Source organism: Rhodococcus sp. NPDC078407, from assembly GCF_044542515.1.
In the GTDB taxonomy this organism is placed as follows: domain Bacteria; phylum Actinomycetota; class Actinomycetes; order Mycobacteriales; family Mycobacteriaceae; genus Rhodococcoides.
Map to the genome: position 1 here is coordinate 21,721 of NZ_JBITUQ010000006.1, position 17,450 is coordinate 39,170.

Annotated in this window: 20 protein-coding genes; 18 read left to right on the forward strand and 2 right to left on the reverse strand. The window is 64.6% G+C overall.

The window, feature by feature from the left end:
- Positions 1-22: 22 nt before the first annotated feature.
- The 7 genes from ACIGGF_RS08435 (at position 23) to ACIGGF_RS08465 (ending at position 7,263) form a co-directional block, all read left to right on the forward strand.
- Complete coding sequence (locus tag ACIGGF_RS08435) at positions 23-1,612, forward strand: AMP-binding protein (RefSeq protein WP_397520928.1); 1,590 nt, start codon at positions 23-25, stop codon at positions 1,610-1,612.
- A gap of 130 nt (positions 1,613-1,742) precedes the next feature.
- Positions 1,743-2,246, forward strand: a complete 504-nt coding sequence (locus ACIGGF_RS08440) for a hypothetical protein (protein WP_397520929.1) — start codon at positions 1,743-1,745, stop codon at positions 2,244-2,246.
- On the forward strand, positions 2,219-3,256 hold the full coding sequence (locus ACIGGF_RS08445) for a transposase (protein WP_397520930.1): 1,038 nt from the start codon (positions 2,219-2,221) through the stop codon (positions 3,254-3,256). Before ACIGGF_RS08440 ends, ACIGGF_RS08445 begins: the two co-directional genes overlap by 28 nt.
- Before the next feature lie 116 nt (positions 3,257-3,372).
- Entirely contained in the window at positions 3,373-4,515 is a 1,143-nt protein-coding gene (locus ACIGGF_RS08450; protein WP_397521099.1) for a low temperature requirement protein A, read from the forward strand.
- The gene (locus ACIGGF_RS08455) at positions 4,512-5,267 is read left to right on the forward strand and encodes a phosphoglyceromutase (protein ID WP_397520931.1); all 756 of its coding nucleotides are present in this window, start codon (positions 4,512-4,514) and stop codon (positions 5,265-5,267) included. Before ACIGGF_RS08450 ends, ACIGGF_RS08455 begins: the two co-directional genes overlap by 4 nt.
- 137 nt (positions 5,268-5,404) lie before the next feature.
- Positions 5,405-6,577 (forward strand): sensor histidine kinase, encoded by a 1,173-nt coding sequence (locus tag ACIGGF_RS08460; protein ID WP_397520932.1) that lies wholly within the window; start codon positions 5,405-5,407, stop codon positions 6,575-6,577.
- Complete coding sequence (locus ACIGGF_RS08465; RefSeq protein WP_032380369.1) at positions 6,574-7,263, forward strand: response regulator transcription factor; 690 nt, start codon at positions 6,574-6,576, stop codon at positions 7,261-7,263. The genes ACIGGF_RS08460 and ACIGGF_RS08465 overlap by 4 nt, the downstream gene beginning before the upstream one ends.
- Positions 7,264-7,330: 67 nt before the next feature.
- On the opposite strand, the gene ACIGGF_RS08470 is transcribed toward ACIGGF_RS08465, so the two are convergent.
- A complete protein-coding gene (locus ACIGGF_RS08470; RefSeq protein ID WP_397521100.1) occupies positions 7,331-8,083 on the reverse strand; it encodes a hypothetical protein in 753 nt (250 codons plus the stop codon).
- A gap of 198 nt (positions 8,084-8,281) precedes the next feature.
- Here ACIGGF_RS08470 and ACIGGF_RS08475 point away from each other — a divergent pair, with 198 nt between their 5' ends.
- The 10 genes from ACIGGF_RS08475 (at position 8,282) to ACIGGF_RS08520 (ending at position 15,818) form a co-directional block, all read left to right on the forward strand.
- A complete protein-coding gene (locus ACIGGF_RS08475; RefSeq protein ID WP_397521101.1) occupies positions 8,282-8,584 on the forward strand; it encodes a hypothetical protein in 303 nt (100 codons plus the stop codon).
- Positions 8,581-9,729, forward strand: a complete 1,149-nt coding sequence (locus ACIGGF_RS08480) for a hypothetical protein (protein WP_397520933.1) — start codon at positions 8,581-8,583, stop codon at positions 9,727-9,729. The genes ACIGGF_RS08475 and ACIGGF_RS08480 overlap by 4 nt, the downstream gene beginning before the upstream one ends.
- Before the next feature lie 12 nt (positions 9,730-9,741).
- On the forward strand, positions 9,742-10,584 hold the full coding sequence (locus ACIGGF_RS08485; protein WP_397520934.1) for a sugar phosphate isomerase/epimerase family protein: 843 nt from the start codon (positions 9,742-9,744) through the stop codon (positions 10,582-10,584).
- A gap of 22 nt (positions 10,585-10,606) precedes the next feature.
- Positions 10,607-11,470 carry a thioesterase family protein gene (locus ACIGGF_RS08490; RefSeq protein ID WP_397520935.1) on the forward strand — a complete coding sequence of 288 codons (864 nt, stop codon included), beginning with the start codon at positions 10,607-10,609 and terminating at the stop codon, positions 11,468-11,470.
- 19 nt (positions 11,471-11,489) lie between these two features.
- Positions 11,490-12,305, forward strand: coding sequence for a pyrroline-5-carboxylate reductase (gene proC / locus ACIGGF_RS08495; RefSeq protein ID WP_397520936.1), 816 nt, complete (start codon positions 11,490-11,492; stop codon positions 12,303-12,305).
- Between the two features lie 127 nt (positions 12,306-12,432).
- Entirely contained in the window at positions 12,433-12,669 is a 237-nt protein-coding gene (locus tag ACIGGF_RS08500) for a helix-turn-helix domain-containing protein (RefSeq protein ID WP_008713658.1), read from the forward strand.
- Between the two features lie 204 nt (positions 12,670-12,873).
- On the forward strand, positions 12,874-12,975 hold the full coding sequence (locus ACIGGF_RS08505; RefSeq protein ID WP_003402602.1) for a 30S ribosomal protein bS22: 102 nt from the start codon (positions 12,874-12,876) through the stop codon (positions 12,973-12,975).
- A gap of 144 nt (positions 12,976-13,119) precedes the next feature.
- Positions 13,120-14,280 carry an NAD-dependent epimerase/dehydratase family protein gene (locus ACIGGF_RS08510; RefSeq protein WP_397520937.1) on the forward strand — a complete coding sequence of 387 codons (1,161 nt, stop codon included), beginning with the start codon at positions 13,120-13,122 and terminating at the stop codon, positions 14,278-14,280.
- Positions 14,273-15,307, forward strand: coding sequence for a lysophospholipid acyltransferase family protein (locus ACIGGF_RS08515; protein ID WP_397520938.1), 1,035 nt, complete (start codon positions 14,273-14,275; stop codon positions 15,305-15,307). Before ACIGGF_RS08510 ends, ACIGGF_RS08515 begins: the two co-directional genes overlap by 8 nt.
- A 22-nt stretch (positions 15,308-15,329) precedes the next feature.
- Positions 15,330-15,818 (forward strand): GNAT family N-acetyltransferase, encoded by a 489-nt coding sequence (locus ACIGGF_RS08520; RefSeq protein WP_397520939.1) that lies wholly within the window; start codon positions 15,330-15,332, stop codon positions 15,816-15,818.
- A 13-nt stretch (positions 15,819-15,831) separates the two neighbouring features.
- Here the strand turns inward: ACIGGF_RS08520 and ACIGGF_RS08525 are convergent, their stop codons facing one another.
- The gene (locus tag ACIGGF_RS08525) at positions 15,832-16,767 is read right to left on the reverse strand and encodes an HAD family hydrolase (protein ID WP_397521102.1); all 936 of its coding nucleotides are present in this window, start codon (positions 16,765-16,767) and stop codon (positions 15,832-15,834) included.
- Positions 16,768-17,054: 287 nt separating this feature from the next.
- Here ACIGGF_RS08525 and ACIGGF_RS08530 point away from each other — a divergent pair, with 287 nt between their 5' ends.
- The gene (locus ACIGGF_RS08530; RefSeq protein ID WP_397520940.1) at positions 17,055-17,336 is read left to right on the forward strand and encodes a glutaredoxin family protein; all 282 of its coding nucleotides are present in this window, start codon (positions 17,055-17,057) and stop codon (positions 17,334-17,336) included.
- Positions 17,337-17,450 lie beyond the last annotated feature (114 nt).

Below are 17,450 nucleotides of genomic sequence, written 5' to 3' on the forward strand. Positions count from 1 at the left end.
CGCAGTTCTTCGAAGGAGAGCCATGAGTTTCCGCAGTCCCTTTCCCGATGTCGAGATTCCAGAGCTCAGCGTCTACGACTTCCTGTTCGGTTCCATCGCCGAGTCGGACCTCGACAAGCCGGCACTGATCGACGGCACGTCGGGCGACGTGACCACGTACAAGACCCTGATCGGTCAGATCGACGCCATCGCAGGAGCTCTCGCTGCGCGCGGACTCGCAGTGGGCGACGTCGTCGGACTGCACTCGCCCAACGTGCCCGCGTTCGCGTCGGTGCTGCACGGCATTCTCCGCGCCGGCGGAACCGCGACGACGATCAATGCCCTGTACACCGCCGAGGACATCGCCAAGCAGCTCACCGGCTCGGGCGCGAAGTTCCTGTTCACCGTCTCGCCGCTGTACCCGCAGGCCAAGGCCGCCGCGGAGAAGGTCGGCATCGACGCGGACCACGTCATCGTTCTGGACGGTGCCGAGGGGCATCCGAACCTGCGCGACCTGCTCACTCAGGGCGCACCTGCCCCCGAGGTCTCGTTCGATCCGGCCACGCACGTCGCAGTGCTGCCGTACTCCTCCGGTACGACGGGTGTGCCGAAGGGCGTCATCCTCACTCACCGCAACCTCGTCGCGAACGTGGCACAGATGGAACCGCGCGTGGGTATCGACAGCGACGACGCCATCCTGGCGCTGCTGCCGTTCTTCCACATCTACGGCCTCACAGTGCTGCTCAACATCGCGCTGAAGCTGCGTGCGCACCTGGTGACGATGCCGAAGTTCGACCTCGTCGAGTTCCTTCGGATCATCCAGGACCAGAAGCTGACCTACCTGTTCATCGCACCGCCGGTGGCCGTCGCGCTCGCCAAGCACCCGATGATCGATCAGTACGACCTGTCCAGCGTGCACACCATCTTCTCGGGTGCCGCGCCGCTGGACGAGGAACTCGGGAAGGCCGTCGCGAAGCGTCTGAACACACGGGTGCGTCAGGGCTACGGCATGAGCGAGCTCAGCCCCGTCAGCCACGCCATCCCGTTCGACCGCGACGACATGCCGCTCAGCTCGGTCGGCCTGCCACTGGCGAACACCGAGAACAAGCTCGTCGACCCCGGCACCGGCAACGAAATCGAGCTTCCCACAGAGGGATTGAGCGAGCCGGGCGAGCTGTGGGTCAAGGGACCGAACGTGATGGCGGGGTACCTCAACAATCCCTCCGCCACCGCGGAAACCCTGGACTCCGACGGTTACCTGCACACCGGTGACATCGCCGTGGCGGACCACGAGGGCGTCGTCTACATCGTCGACCGCCTCAAGGAACTGATCAAGTACAAGGGTTACCAGGTGCCCCCGGCCGAGCTCGAAGCACTGCTGCTCACGCACGACCAGGTCGCCGACGCCGCCGTCATCGGTGTGCTCGACGACGAGGGCGAGGAAATCCCCAAGGCATTCGTCGTCCGCCAGCAGGGGGCCACGATCGACGAGGAAGGCATCATCGCCTTCGTCTCCGAGCGCGTGTCGCCGCACAAGAAGGTACGACGCGTCGAGTTCATCGACACCGTGCCGAAGTCTGCGGCAGGCAAGATTCTGCGCAAGGACCTGCGGGCCGCGGAGGCCGGTAAGTAGGACTCTGTTACACGGGAACACCCCGTCCCACACTGTGTGGGGCGGGGTGTTGTGGTTCCGGCGCGTGGTGGAACCTCACACTCTTTTTCCTGACCGCGCGTCCCTGTTCTCGTTCTTTGCCAGGATGATCGTGAGACACGTCCTGGCCTGGGCGTGGGGAATCGAGATGCTTGTGATCGACATCGAGATCGGACGAACCACTACTGGCGGCCGGACGTTTCCGGTTGCGTTTCGGATCGCGTTCGTCGAGCAGTGGGACCTGTGCACCGATCATGGGGCAAAGGTTCGACTGCTCCGTGAGCACAACCTCGCCAAGTCGACCGTGCGGAACTGGCTCCGTAGTCGAGATGCGGGAGAATACAAAGCGCAGATGGCATCGGCAGCAGAGGAGAGGTCGCTTCGCCGCATGGAGAATTTCGACCGCGCTGAGTTCGACAAGTTGCGCAAAGAAAATCGAGAACTCAAACGCAAACTCGCCCAAAGTGAGGCGGTGCAAGAAATTTTGGGAAAAGCGTACGAGCTCTTGGAGGGAATCACCACGAGCTCGCCGGACGAGGACCCCACCGAGATTCCGGTAACACTACTGAGCGCGAGCGAATACGCACTGTGGCTAGAGCGCAACAAACTGTCCTGATAGCACTCGTCGGCGAACTCGTCGCAGCCGACGTCGGGGTCGGAAACGGATGCGAACTTGTCGGCATCCCGCGCTCGACCTACTACCGGATAGCCCACGATTACAACCACTACCGTCCGGTGACGAATCCGACTCCACACAACAATCGACACCAGCCGGCCGCGCTCACCGCACCTGAACGTACGACGGTTGTGTCGGTACTGGAAGAGGACGAGTACGCCGATCTGTCTGTGGTGCAAACATATTGGCGCGCTTTCGACTCCGAGAAAGTCGACTGCAGTGAACGTACCTTCTACCGGATCGCCGCCTCACAGGGTTTAGTGGGCGATCGGCGACGCAGCAAACTGGGCGGCCTCGTTCAGCACCGCAGCAAGCCGATCGTGCACGCCGGCGACGTCGGTGAATTGTGGTCCTGGGATGTCACAGAACTCCGCGGCCCGAGGACACAAGACCGATACAGGCTGTACTTGGCAATCGACGTGTTCTCCCGCTACCCGGTCGGCTGGCGTATTGAATACAACGAAAGCTCCGACTTGGCGGTCGAGATGTTCGCCCGCGCAGTCGAACAATTCGGCGCACCGAGAGGAGTGCATGCAGACAACGGCGCGGTGATGCGATCGGATGCCCTCGTCACATCATTGGTCGAAAAGAACATCGTGCCTACCTACTCACGGCCCCGAGTCAGCGACGACAACCCATTCTCGGAGTCGCTGTTCAAAACCATCAAATACGACCTCAACTGCCCACACCACTTCGTCGACATCGACCACGCGCGCACGTGGACAACAGAATTCCTGCACCGCTACGCCACTGAGCACCGCCACAGCGGTCTCGGCCGGCACACCCCGCACGAGGTGCACACCGGGATCGCCGCTGACACTCAACATCGACGCCAGCGTGCACTCGACCGCGCGTACGTCAACCACCCCGAACGCTATCGGTCGCGACCGACAGCCCCCGACCTCCCCGGACCCACCGGGATCAACACCAATCTGTCTCAGACAGGTTGACAACTTCCGTGATCACGGGCGCGCGGTTGGCACAAAGGGTGTGAGGTTGCCGCAATTTCCCGCCCCGCATGACTTAGTCTGCGTTCGTGAATCTCCCTGTTGCCCGTTTGGTTCCGATGCGACCGCGCGACCCGAACGAACCGCATCGCTCGGCGAGTCCACTCGAATTGTTCTTCGACCTCGTGTTCGTGGTGGCCGTGAGTATCGCCGCGGTGCAGCTCCATCACGCGCTCACCGAGAACCACGTCGCCGACGGTCTGCTCAGTTACACGCTCGTGTTCTTCGCGATCTGGTGGGCGTGGATGAACTTCACGTGGTTCGCCACGTCGTTCGACACCGACGACTGGCTGTACCGAACGTTGACCGTCGTGCAGATGGCCGGTGTGCTCGTACTGGCAGCGGGCGTCGAAACAGCCTTCAACGACCACAATTTCACCATCGTGGTGCTCGGCTACGTCCTGATGCGCGTGGCCATGGTGACGCAATGGGTCCGAGCATCACGGTCGAGCGAATACAAGAAGACCGCACTGACGTACGCGACGGGCATCGCGGGAGTGCAGGTTCTCTGGATTCTCTGGCTGGTGTTGTTCGACGGCACGGCCGCCGTCATCGTGTTCTTCGTACTGGCCGCAGCGGAGATGTCTGTTCCCCTGATCGCCGAACGCTACGGCGCGACCCCCTGGCACCCGCACCACATCACCGAACGCTACGGGCTGTTCACCCTGATCCTGCTCGGCGAAAGCCTGCTCGCGTCGGCCAACGCCATCATCGAAGCGCTGCACGACGAGACGGCCCTGGCCCCGTTGATCTCGATCTCCGTACTCACCCTCGTCGTCACCGCGAGCCTGTGGTGGATCTACTTCTGGCCGCCGCATCATCGCGCAATCGGAAACCTCGGCAATTCCCTCGTCTACGGATACGCGCACTACTTCATCTTCGCGGCCGCGGGCGCGTTCTCGGCCGGCATCGAGGTCGAGATCGATGTGCTCACCGAACACAGCAAACTCGGCGACGTCGCCGCGTCGTTCACGGTGACGATCCCGATCGCGGTGTTCGTGCTTGGAGTCTGGCTCATTGCTATCCGCGCCCACGCCGACCGCGTCGTCAACATCGCGGTTCCGGCCGGTGCCCTGCTCGTGTTGCTCGACCCGATCATCCCCGTCCCGATCACCCTCACCGCAGTCGTCATGGTCGTCGTCGTCGCGGTCCTGGTCGCACGCGGGCCAACACGTGAAGAGCATGAGAAACTGACCGCATGAGTATCGGAACCCTGATTCTGCTTCGTCACGGCGAGAGCGAATGGAACGCGTCCAACCAGTTCACCGGCTGGGTCGACGTGAAACTGACCGAGAAGGGCGAAGCCGAGGGCAAGCGCGCCGGCCAGCTCCTCGCCGAGGCGGGCGTCCTGCCCGACCTGCTGTACACCTCGCTGTTGCGCCGCGCCATCAGCACCGCAAATCTTGCCCTCGACGCGGCCGAGCGGCACTGGATCCCCGTCGTACGCGATTGGCGTCTGAACGAGCGGCACTACGGCGCACTGCAGGGCCTGAACAAGGCGGAGACCAAGGACAAGTACGGCGACGAGCAGTTCATGCTGTGGCGTCGTAGCTACGACACCCCGCCGCCCGCGATCGAGGTCGGCAGCGAGTACAGCCAGGATGCCGATCCCCGTTACGCGGAGTTGGACAGTGTTCCGCTGACCGAATGCCTCGCCGACGTCGTCGAACGGCTCATCCCGTACTTCGAGGAGACGATCGTCGCCGATCTGAAGGCCGGCAAGACGGTGCTGGTCGCTGCCCATGGCAATTCGCTGCGCGCACTGGTGAAGTACCTCGACAAGATCTCCGACGAGGATATCGCCGGACTGAACATTCCCACCGGCATCCCGCTGCAGTACGACCTCGCCGAAGTCGACGGACGGCTCGAGCCGACCAATCCGGGCGGTACCTACCTCGATCCCGAAGCCGCGGCTGCGGGTGCTGCTGCAGTGGCGAACCAGGGCGGTAAGTAGCCCCGCCACGCGCAAACCGGCAGTTTGTCGGAACTGCAGGTGAACGATCGAAGAACACTGCCGACGAGGACTATGACGACCAGGGAAATGCCTGCACCCTGCGTATGTGAGCTGTCCATCGAACGTACGATTCCGATGTGAGTGTTGCATCGGCCGTACTACTGGCTATCGCCACGGCCTTAGTGGGATACCTCGTCGGCGGTGTTCTGATCCCGTACCTCAACACTCGACACTCGGAGCGTCGCCGCGCGACATCCGGATTGACGATGTCGCAAGTACTGGACTTGATCGTGCTCGCGTCGGAGAGCGGCATCGCCGTCGTCGATCAGTTTCACGACGTCGTGCTGTCGAATCCACGGGCCGAGGAGCTCGGTCTGGTGCGTAACCGTTCCATCGACGAGCGAGCGTGGGCGGCGGCCACCAAAGTGCTGTCCGACGGCAATCCCGTCGAAGTCGACCTCAGCTCGAAGAACCCGAGAACCGGACGGGACAAGATCGCCGTCCGCTGTGTGGCGCGTCTGCTCAGCAAGGAAGACAAGCGGTTCGTGGTGTTGTTCGCCGACGACGATTCCGAGCAGGTGCGGATGGAGGCCACTCGTCGGGACTTCGTGGCCAACGTCAGTCACGAACTGAAGACGCCCGTCGGCGCAATGAGTCTGTTGGCCGAGGCTCTGCTCGAGTCGGCCGATGATCCCGACTCCGTCCGGCACTTCGGCGGCAAGGTCGTCGCGGAATCGAAGCGGCTCGGCAACATGGTGACCGAACTGATCGCACTCTCCCGATTGCAAGGGGCCGAGAAGCTCCCGGACCTCGATGTCGTCGACGTCGACACGGTCGTCAACGAGGCGATGGATCGATCCAAGCTCGCCGCCGAGAACGCCGGCATCTCCGTCACCACCGACCACCCGAGCGGGCTCGAAGTTCTGGGCGATCAGGCGCTGCTCGTGACGGCCCTGGCCAACCTCATTCAGAACGCCATCGCCTACTCCTCCGACGGTGCGCCGGTCTCGGTGAGCCGGGCCTTGCGCGGGCAGAACGTGGCGTTCGCCGTCACCGACCGCGGCATCGGCATCGCCAAGGAAGACCAGGAACGCGTCTTCGAGAGATTCTTCCGCGTCGACAAAGCTCGGTCGCGGGCCACCGGCGGCACAGGCCTGGGCCTGGCCATCGCCAAACACGTCGCAGCCAACCACAACGGCGGCATCTCGCTGTGGAGCAAGCTGGGCACCGGATCCACCTTCACCCTCCAGATCCCCGCGTACTTCGAAGAAGAAGACGACGATTCGGTTACAGAAAGAGAGAATCAGTGACCAACGTTCTGATCGTGGAAGACGAAGAGTCGTTGGCCGATCCATTGGCCTTCCTGCTCCGTAAGGAAGGTTTCGAGGCCACCGTCGTCGGCGACGGACCGTCGGCGCTCGCGGAGTTCGATCGTGCAGGCGCGGACATCGTGCTGCTCGACCTCATGCTCCCCGGCATGAGCGGTACCGATGTGTGCAAGCAGTTGCGTTCGCGCTCAGGCGTTCCCGTCATCATGGTGACCGCCCGCGACAGTGAAATAGACAAGGTGGTCGGCCTCGAACTCGGTGCCGACGACTACGTCACCAAGCCGTACTCGGCACGCGAACTCATCGCCCGCATACGCGCGGTTCTGCGCCGGGGGTCCGACGCCGAGGTCGACGGCGGAGTCGACACCGGAGTGCTCGAGGCCGGGCCGGTGCGAATGGACGTCGAACGCCATGTGGTGATGGTCGGATCCGAGCAGATCACGTTGCCGCTCAAGGAATTCGATCTGCTCGAATACCTGCTGCGCAACTCCGGACGGGTGCTCACGCGCGGACAGTTGATCGACCGGGTCTGGGGAGCCGACTACGTGGGCGACACCAAGACACTCGACGTCCACGTGAAGCGACTGCGCTCGAAGATCGAGGCCGACCCGGCCAAGCCGGAACACCTCGTCACGGTGCGCGGGTTGGGCTACAAGCTCGAGGGGTAGTGCGCTGCGCGCAGTGGCGTGGTTGAGTGCCCCCTGCGGCACTTAACCACACCACTGCCGAAGGCACTTACCGGCGCTGAGCCTCACGGGTGGCCGGATGTACTGCAATCAAACCGAGGCCCCGACGACGCTTGCACAGGGACGCGAGCTCCTCGTACGCAGCTGTGCCGAGCAACTCGGTCAGCTCGGGCTTGTACGACTCGAACACCTGCTTGGCGCCGACGTGGGCGTCGGGGGAGCCCGAGCAGTACCAGTGCAGATCCAGTCCGCCTTCGCCCCAGCCGCGTCGGTCGTATTCGCCGATCGTGGTCTTGAGGATCTCGGAGCCGTCGGGCCGCGTCACCCAGTCCTGCGTGCGCCTGATCGGCAACTGCCAGCACACGTCGGGCTTGACCTCGAGCGGCTCGATGCCCTTGCGCAGCGCCATCGAGTGCAGGGCGCAGCCGATCCCGCCCTCGAACCCGGGACGGTTCTGAAAGATGCACGCACCCTTGTAGCGCCGAGTGCGCAGTGACTGCTCGTCGTCGAGGTCGTCGTATTCGACGTACCCCTTCTTGCCCAGTCCCTTGTCCATGAGCTGCCAGTCCTGTGGGGTGAGCAACTTCACCGACTCGTCGAGCTTGCGTTTGTCGTCCTCGTCGGACAGGAATGCGCCGTGCGAACAGCACCCGTCATCGGGTCTGCCCTCGACGGTTCCCTGGCATGCAGGAGTGCCGAACACGCAGGTCCAGTTGGACAACAGCCACGTCAGATCCGCAGCGATGAGATGTTCGGGATTGTCCGGATCGGGGAATTCCACCCATTCGCGGGGAAAATCCATCTCGACCTCTGCAGCGAATGACTGCTGCTCACGACCTGCTGTCACAAACCACGACGCTAGACCCAGTACCGTGGGCATGTGCGATCAGGGTTGCTCGACATCGGTAGCAAGAGGGCGACACCGTTCGCGGCCGATGACGCCGATCGATCTGCGGGAACGTCGAAGACACGTCGTTCGTTGGTTCGCTCGACAGGTCCGGTGCCCTGCACATCAGGTCCGGTGCCCTGCACATCAGATCTCAGAGGGACGCTCGACGCGAGTAGCTCGGCGCGACTCACTGCCGTCGTATCGCGGGTGGCCGGTGCCGACCGTGCAGAATTGAAAGGCATCAGTGCCGACAGGCCGCCACAACCGGCGACCGGGGCATTGGTAGCGGAGGCGAGCATGCGGGCACTGTCGGTGAAGTCGGTCGCGATAGGCCCGTGGGCGCTGAGGGAAGGTTCGATTGTGAAGAAGCTGGACACCGAAACCGGCGGCGATCTGGTGAGGAGTTCGAGTTGAGCGAGAACAATCCGGAAGACACCGGTCAGATCTCGGTTGCGGAATTGCTGGCCAGGAACGGTCAGCAGGCGAATCTCAGCAGCGGTGGCCGTCGTCGCCGAGGCGTCAAGGGCGGCATCTCCGTGGCCGAACTCACCGGTGAAATCCCGGTTGTCCGCGACGAGCCCGGCAACCGCACAGCCCCAGTGGTCGAGTCGGCCGCGCCGAGCCGACCCGGCCGCGAGACGTCCGCTCCGGATCCAGTCGAGGCCGACGACGCGCCCGCGCCCCAGCCCTCACGCCCACAACCGGCACGGCCGCAGAACGCTCGCCCGGCCCCGATCCAACCGGCGGGTAGGCGGGAGAAACAGCAGCCCGAGCCCGAACTGCTGTCCGGCTCCACCACGGTGGCCGGTGACCTGCTGAACCGGTCGCACGACGACACCGAGCGCGGTCAGCGCCCGGCTGCCCCCACGACGTCTTCGAATCGCCCGCCGTACGGATCCACCGCGTCCGAACAGGGACGAAACCGCAAGCCGGCAGGCTTCACCGCGCCGCGCCAGGTCGAGGTGGCAGAGACCGACACCGATGTCACCCCACGGGCAGCGCACATCGATGTCGACGACGTCGCCAAGACGGCGGTGTCTCCGCGCATCGCACGCGCCGACGACACGGACTCGGCCTCGAAGAACAAGGCCCCCAGTAGCAAGACGGCAGCGAAGGACAAGACCGCCCCGAAGGACAAGGCGGACACAACCGCTGCCACCGAAACCGTCGATCTCGTGAAGACGAACACGACGGCCGAGGACGACGCGTCGGGCGACGCCACCGACATCGAAGCGAGCGGTACGAGCAAGGCCACTCGAGCCGGTCGTCGTGGTTCGTCCGCCAAGGGCAAGGGCGGAGCTGTTCGGCAGTGGCTGGCGCTCGTCGGGCAGGCAGTGGTGGCCGTCGTCGTCGGCGCACTGCTGTTCAAGGGGTTCGAGCAACTGTGGGACGTGCTGCCGTGGGTCGCCCTGGTGCTGTCGGTGCTGGTGATCGTCGGCCTCGTCGCCGTGGTGAGGATTCTGCGGCGCACCGATGATCTGATATCGATCGTCATCGCGATCGCCGTCGGTGTGTTCGTCACGCTCGGTCCGCTCGCCTTCCAGCTCAGTACCGGCTGAGCCGACACGACCATGGCGCCGCAGCGAATACGAGTCGGACTGTCCACGGCCTCGGTCTACCCGCAGAACACGGAGGCCGCGTTTCGTTATGCAGCCGATCTGGGCTACGACGGCGTCGAGCTGATGGTGTGGGCGGAGTCGGTCAGCCAGCACGTCGACGCCGTGGCCGCACTCTCGCGGGAGTACTCGATACCGGTCCAGGCCATCCACGCGCCGTGTCTGCTCATCTCGCAGCGGGTGTGGGGATCGGACCCGATCGCCAAGTTGGCCCGATCGGTGGAGGTGGCCGAGAAACTGGGTTCGGCTACGGTCGTCGTGCATCCGCCCTTTCGCTGGCAGCGCAAGTACAGCGAAGGATTCGCCGACCAGGTAGCGGAACTGGAAGCGAACTCGCACGTGGTGGTCGCAGTCGAGAACATGTTCCCGATGCGCGCCGACAGATTTTTCGGACGCAAGGAGACGTCGGCGCGGCGGCTGGAACGACGGGGTGGCCCGGGTGCCGCCCTGTCGGCGTTCTCGCCGTCGTACGACCCCACCGACGTCGGTCACGGTCACTACACCCTCGATCTCTCGCACACGGCAACTGCGGGTTCCGACGCCCTCGAGATGCTCGATCGGATGGGCGAGGGCATCGCCCACCTGCATCTGGCCGACGGCCGAGGCGCGTCCGTCGACGAGCATCTGATCCCAGGGCACGGCAGTCAGCCCTGCGTGGAGGTGTGCACCGAGCTGGTCCGTCGCGGGTTCGACGGCCAGGCGGTGATCGAGATCAACACTCAGAACGCACGGACCGTGCCCGAGCGTTCGTCGATGCTCGCGCAGGCACTCCAGTTCGCCCGCGCGCACCTGTCCTGAGACCGCCGGTAAGTTCTCCGGAATGAGTTCCACCAGCCCCGGCCCGTTCCAGGCCGCCACCACCCTGACCCCGCTCGATGTCACCGCCGACACCGCGTCGTTCGCCGGCGCAATCGACTCCACCTGGACCATCGGCCCCAAGGTGCACGGCGGGGCAATGCTTGCGGTGTGTGCCGCGGCAGCGCGCCAGCAGATCATCCGGACCGACCCGAACCAGGCCGAGATGCAACCGCTGGCGGTCAGCGTCAGCTACCTGGCCGCACCCGATCCCGGTGAGGTGGCGCTGACGACCATCGTGCGCAAGCGCGGTCGCCAGGTATGCCACGTCGACGTCGAACTCACCCAGGCCGGCCGGGTGGCCGTGCGAGCCGTGGTGACTCTCGGTCGCCTCGAATCCGACGCGCCGCAGCACGAGAGCCCCACCGCCGCGTCGTCGATGACCGTCGAGCCTCCCGCCGAGACGCTCGCGGTGGCGGGTGATCATCCGATGGCGTCGATCGTGCACGTCGCGAAGGGCTGCGAGATGCGTATCGACGAGTCGTCGGCGTCGTTCCTCACCGGTGCGCAGGGCGAGGCCGAGATCAGACTGTGGGTGCGTCCGTTCGCCGCCGACGAGGCCGACATCGACACCGCTGTGCTGTTCGCGCTGATGACCGGTGACATCTCCGCTCCGGTGACGATGAACCGTGGAATGTTCGGCTGGGCCCCGACGGTGCAGTTGACGACGTACCTGCGCCGTCGCCCGGCCCCTGGGTGGCTGCGCGTGGCGGCGACCAGCTCCGTCATCGGCAGCGCGTGGTTCGAGGAAGACCACGTGGTGCTGGACTCGACCGGTGCCGTGGTGGCGCAGAGTCGACAGTTGGCGATGGTGCCGCGCTCGAACTGACATGGCAGGCTTTGCAACCATGACGAGAATTGCAGTGATCGGCGGCGGACGGATCGGCGAGGCATTGATTGCAGGCCTCCTCGAGGCCGGCCATGCCGTACGCGACCTCGTGGTCGCCGAGAAGTCCGAGCCGCGCGCGAAAGAGATCGCGAAAGAGTTCGGGGTGCTCACCGCCACGGTCGCCGACGCAGCCGAGGGAGCCGACGTCATCGTGCTGGCCGTCAAGCCGGCCGACGTCGAGGGCGCATTGGGTCAGATCACCAAGGTCGAGCTCGACGGCGACCGCGAACAACTCATCGTCTCGCTCGCCGCAGGCGTGCCCACCACCAAGTTCGAGCCCAAGCTTCCCGCCGGTTTCCCCGTCGTACGGGTCATGCCCAACACCCCGATGCTCGTGGGTGAGGGGATCAGCGTGCTGGCCCCGGGGAAGTACGCCCGCGCCGAGCACCTCGAACTGGTCCGCTCGATCCTGTCGTCCGTCGGCAAGGTCGTCGTGGTCAAGGAGAATCAGCTCGATGCGGTGACCGCCGTCTCCGGGTCCGGTCCGGCCTATTTCTTCCTGGTGGCCGAGGCCATGATCGACGCGGGAGTGGGCCTGGGACTGTCTCGGGACGTGGCGTCGGCGCTCGTGAATCAGACGATGGTGGGAGCCGGGGCGATGCTGGATCGGTCCGACGAGAGCGCCACCGAACTTCGGTATGCCGTGACCTCGCCCGGCGGTACTACGGCCGCAGCAGTGCGAGAATTGGAACGAAATGGCCTCCGAGCAGCGTTTTTCGATGCTCTTGGTGCTGCCAACGCCCGATCGATTGAGATGGGCATCACAGCAGATTGAAAAATCTTTTCCCCACTCCCGTCGCAGTAACCCCATCTGTCCCTATAGGCTCGGGGGCAGCACGTGCGTGTCTGTTCGGCAGGAGGGGAAGCCTGCCGCATGAGACGTGCCGGAGGTATGTGGATTGATGGCGTCTATAAACAAGCCGTCCAAGGGTTCGTCCCCGGATGGTCAACCGGCTCTGGCCGGAACGCAGTTCCTCACGGTCGCCGAAGTGGCGACGCTGATGAGGGTTTCGAAAATGACCGTGTACCGGCTGGTGCACGGCGGAGAATTGCCCGCTGTACGAGTGGGTCGATCTTTTCGTGTGCACGCCAAGGCGGTCCACGACTATCTCGAGACCTCGTACTTCGACGCAGGCTAGTAGTGCACGCGGGGCCGGTTTCGTAAGTGCCGGTTCGGACCGGTAGGATTGGCGCTCGTCGTGCCAGCCAGCCGGTGTGCAGCCGTGGGCGAGTACGCGGCCCCAGCGCCAGCTCGGTGACCGCAGCCTCAGGGCTCGGTTGTCAGGTAGGCGCACGCAAACGGCGTGCGCGAAAACGCCAGAGAAGAACGTGAGGACACCCGCATGGGTTCAGTGATCAAGAAGCGTCGCAAGCGCATGTCGAAGAAGAAGCACCGCAAGCTGCTTCGTCGTACCCGCGTGCAGCGCAGGAAACTCGGTAAGTAATTCTGCCGACACAGTTTTCACCAGCAGGCCCGTCACCATCGGTGGCGGGCCTGCCGGCGTGAGAGCGCGGGCTTTGCTTCTCGCCCTCGCGTAAGTGCACCGATCCAGTAGGCTTTGCAGCGGAGCCGAAGGTGGGGGTGCGCAGTGAGTCCGAGCGATCGTGGTGTTGCCGCGCCCCGAGTGGTCCTGGTGACCGGAGCCAGTCGATTTCTCGGCGGATACCTCGTCACCAGGTTGGCTCAGAACCCGCAGATCGAACGGGTCATCGCCGTCGATGCGAAGTCGCCGAGCAAGGATCTGCTTCGACGCATGGGCCGCGCCGAATTCGTGCGCGCGGACATCCGAAACCCGCTGATCGGCAAAGTGATTCGCAATGCCGGCGTGGACACCGTCGTGCATGCCGCCACCGTGGCCAAGCCCCCCAGATCCGGTGGCCGCGCCACGATGAAAGACCTCAACGTCATCGGCGCGATGCAGCTGTTCGCGGTGTGCCAGAAGTCGCCGACGGTGGAGAAGGTGGTACTGCGCTCGTCGTCCTCGGTGTACGGCTGCAGCGCGAAGGACCCCGTCAAGTTCACCGAGGAGATGAGTGCGCGACGCCCTCCGAGTGGCGCGTATGCACGAGACACCATCGACATCGAGGGATACATCCGCGGTCTGGGCCGTCGACGACAGGACATCGCCGTCTCGATTCTGCGGATGGCACCGCTGATCGGTCCGCGATTGAACGGCACCATCTCGCGATACATGACCTCGCCGCTGATCCCGAGCATCGTCGGTCGCGACGCGCGCATGCAGTTGCTCCACGAGGAAGACGCCCTCGCCGCGCTCGAGCGCGCAACCATCGGTGGTCCGGCCGGCACGTTCAACATCGGAGCCGACGGCACGATCATGCTGTCGCAGGCGATACGCCGTGCCGGACGCGTCCAGGTGCCGGTCCCGTTCCCGTTGTTCAAGAGCGTCGGGCGCGCCCTCATGGGCGGCATGATGCGCGAATTCACCACCGAACAGCTCGATTACTTCCACTTCGGCTGCGGCCTCGACACCACCCGCATGCGTTCGGTCCTGGGCTTCGAGCCGCGGTGGACTACGGTTCAGGCATTCGACGACTTCGTCCGTGGTGCTGCGTTGCGCCCGGTGATCAGGACCGAGTGGGTGGACAGCATCGAGGATCGTCTGCTGTCGGCCGTCGACACCGGTGCGTCCGCTGCGCGCACACTGGCCGCACTACGCAGTTCGGAACCGGTCACGTCGGAAACAGTCACATCGCAAACAGGGCGAAGTTCGGGAGGGACGGGTGAGTGAAGTGGCCAAAGTGATTCCGCTGCACGGTGGCCGCTCGGTCCGTGCAGCGCAGGGTTCACGCGAACGGCATCCCTCCGCCTACACCGAGCCACGAGAGCCGACGCCGCTGCTCGACCCGACCCCCACCGTGGCACCGGCGGCAGCGATCCCGACTCCGTTGTTGTCGATGATCGACGACACCAAGACCGCCGTCGTCGATCAGATCTCCGCCGTCTCCGAGTTCGTGCGCAGACGGCTGGCCGGCGACTACACCGTCGACGAGTTCGGTTACGACCCGCACTTCGCCGACGCCGTCTGGCTTCCGTTGCTGCGGCCGCTGTTCGAGAAGTGGTTCCGCGTCGAAGTCAAGGGCATCGAGAACATCCCGTCCGATGGCGGGGCGCTGGTCGTCGCCAACCACGCAGGCGTCGTACCCGTCGACGCACTGATGACGTCGGTTGCGGTACGAGATCACCATCCGGCCCACCGACCGCTGCGAATGTTGGCTGCCGACATGGCATTCGAGATGCCGGGCGTCGGTACCATCGCCCGCAAGGCCGGGCACACGCTGGCGTGCAACCCCGATGCAGAGCGGCTCCTGCGCACCGGCGAACTGGCAGCGGTGTTTCCGGAGGGGTTCAAAGGCATCGGCAAGCCGTTCAGCGAGCGCTACAAATTGCAGCGATTCGGCCGCGGCGGGTTCGTGTCGGCAGCACTGCGGACGGGGGCGCCGATCATCCCCTGCTCCATCGTCGGCTCCGAGGAGATCTACCCCAAGATCGGCGACATCGCCCCACTCGCACGTCTGATGGGCATGCCCTACTTTCCGGTCACGCCGCTCTTTCCACACTTCGGCCCGCTGGGTCTGATCCCGTTGCCGTCCAAGTGGTACATCGAATTCGGTAAGCCGATTCATACCGACTCGTACGACGCCACCGCGTTCGAGGATCCGATGGTGCTCTTCGAGTTGACCGACCACGTTCGCGAGACCATTCAGCACACGCTGTATCGACTCCTGGCCAAGAGGCGCAACGTCTTCCTTGGGTGACCGCACGGGTTACCCTGTGCCCGTGCACATTCGCGACACCACCACCGAAGACCTGCCCGAAATTCTCGAAATCCACAACGATGCCGTTGCCAACACCACCGCCATCTGGGACGAGGAAGCGGTCGACCTCGCCGACCGCACGGCCTGGTTCGACGGTCGCCTCGCTGCCGGCTACCCCGTCCTCACCGCCGAGGTGGACGGCCGGGTCGCCGGCTACGCGTCGTACGGGCAGTGGCGGGTCAAGAGCGGTTACCGACACTCGGTGGAGCACTCGGTGTACATCCACCGCGACTTCTATCGGCGAGGCCTGGCCAGTGCGCTGCTGAGCGAGCTGATCGAGCGGGCCAGGGCCGGCGACGTGCACGTGTTGGTGGGGTTCATCGAATCCGAGAACACCACGTCGATCGCGCTGCACGAGAAATTCGGCTTCGTGACCGTCGGGCAGATGCCGGAGGTGGGGGTGAAGTTCGGTCGATGGCTGGACCTGACCCTGATGCAGCTCACGCTGTGAGCCGTCAGGCAGGTCACTCCTTGCGGCGGCCGATCACCGCGGCAAGTCCGCCACCCACTGCGCCCAACGCCAGCGCAGTCGGAACACCGATCTTGGCGGCCTTGCGTCCGGTGCGGTAGTCCCGTATTTCCCAGCCTCGGTTCTTCGCCAGCTCACGTAGATCGGGATCGGGATTGATCGCCACGGCCGTGCCGACGAGCGAGAGCATCGGAACATCGTTGTGGCTGTCCGAATAGGCGGTGCAACGCTTGAGATTGAGGCCTTCACGCACGGCCAGCGAACGCACCGCGTGCGCCTTGCCGAGGCCGTGCAGAATGTCGCCGACGAGACGGCCGGTGAACACCCCGTCCGTACTCTCGGCGACGGTACCGAGAGCGCCGGTGAGCCCGAGCTTCTTGGCGATGATCTGGGCCAGTTCGAGGGGAGTGGCGGTCACGAGCCACACTTGCTGGCCGGCGTCGAGGTGCATCTGGGCGAGAGCGCGAGTGCCTGCCCAGATCTTGTCGGCGATGACCTCGTCGTAGATCTCCTCGCCGAGCGCAGTCAGCTCGGAGGTGGGACGGCCCTTGATGAACGAGAGCGCTTTCTCGCGGCCGCTGGCGACGTCCTCGCTGTTCTCCTTGCCGCTCACCCTGAATTTGACTTGCTGCCAAGCGAATTGGGCCAGATCGCCGCTGGTGAAGTATTTGCGGGCAGCCAGCCCGCGAGCGAAGTGAATGATCGATGCGCCCTGCACCATGGTGTTGTCCACGTCGAAGAACGCCGCAGCGGTGAGGTCCCGCGGAATGGCACCCTCGGACTCGGCCTGCAGCGCAAGAGCGGCGTCGGCGCTGGCCTGGCCGGCCACGTTGGCGCGTACCTCGGCATCGGACGGACCGAAGGGATTGCGAATCCTGCGAATTCGCCGCTTGAACTGCTTGTCCTCGCTCGGATCCTCGGTATCGACCATGTCGATATCGGGCGAGTCCTCGATCGGCAGGTCGGTTCCCCCGTCGCTCACTTACGTCCACCTCCCAGTCGAGTACCCGTCACAGCCCGCTCGGATACCGAGAGCAGCCTGCTCGAGTACCGAATTCTGCCCGATCGGTTACCTCGTGCAGCCCCGCCGGTCACTCCGTCAGCCTAGCCGTGGGTCCGACAGAGACGGCGGGGGACGAGCGAAGCCGGTCGAGACGGCGGCTCGGTGGGGCCGGTCTGTGACGTTCGTCTCGATCTTGGCCGTGCCAGAGTGGACGAATGCAGACGACTCTTCCCGGCGTGGCTCTTCTCACCCGCGCAGGATGCCATTCGTGCACCCACGCGCTCGACGTGTTGAACCGGGTGTGCAGCGAATTCGAGGTGGCCGTCACGGTCGTCGACGTCGACGAGGCGGCAGCGGAATCGCCTGACCTGCGTGCGGAGTACGGGGACCGAGTACCGGTGGTACTGCTCGACGGCATCGAGCACAGTTACTGGGAGGTCGACGTGCCTCGGTTACGGGCCGATCTCGCTCGGGCAGGGCACCCTAAGAACGTGTGATTCGTCTCCGTGTGCAGGTGAGGGCCTGTCTGCGCAACTTTGTTCATTCGTTCACAAGCGGTTACCGTGGTGTGAACAGCATTCGTGAAATAGACACGAACGCAGGATCAGCGT

Bases quoted from the DNA above. Each gene is read 5' to 3' on its own strand.
- ACIGGF_RS08435 (WP_397520928.1), top strand. From the start codon at position 23: ATGAGTTTCCGCAGTCCCTTTCCCGATGTCGAGATTCCAGAGCTCAGC.
- ACIGGF_RS08450 (WP_397521099.1), top strand. From the start codon at position 3,373: ATGCGACCGCGCGACCCGAACGAACCGCATCGCTCGGCGAGTCCACTC.
- ACIGGF_RS08455 (WP_397520931.1), top strand. From the start codon at position 4,512: ATGAGTATCGGAACCCTGATTCTGCTTCGTCACGGCGAGAGCGAATGG.
- ACIGGF_RS08470 (WP_397521100.1), bottom strand. From the start codon at position 8,083: ATGGATTTTCCCCGCGAATGGGTGGAATTCCCCGATCCGGACAATCCC.
- ACIGGF_RS08485 (WP_397520934.1), top strand. From the start codon at position 9,742: ATGGCGCCGCAGCGAATACGAGTCGGACTGTCCACGGCCTCGGTCTAC.
- ACIGGF_RS08490 (WP_397520935.1), top strand. From the start codon at position 10,607: ATGAGTTCCACCAGCCCCGGCCCGTTCCAGGCCGCCACCACCCTGACC.
- proC (WP_397520936.1), top strand. From the start codon at position 11,490: ATGACGAGAATTGCAGTGATCGGCGGCGGACGGATCGGCGAGGCATTG.
- ACIGGF_RS08500 (WP_008713658.1), top strand. From the start codon at position 12,433: ATGGCGTCTATAAACAAGCCGTCCAAGGGTTCGTCCCCGGATGGTCAA.
- ACIGGF_RS08505 (WP_003402602.1), top strand. From the start codon at position 12,874: ATGGGTTCAGTGATCAAGAAGCGTCGCAAGCGCATGTCGAAGAAGAAG.
- ACIGGF_RS08525 (WP_397521102.1), bottom strand. From the start codon at position 16,767: ATGGTCGATACCGAGGATCCGAGCGAGGACAAGCAGTTCAAGCGGCGA.
- ACIGGF_RS08530 (WP_397520940.1), top strand. From the start codon at position 17,055: ATGCAGACGACTCTTCCCGGCGTGGCTCTTCTCACCCGCGCAGGATGC.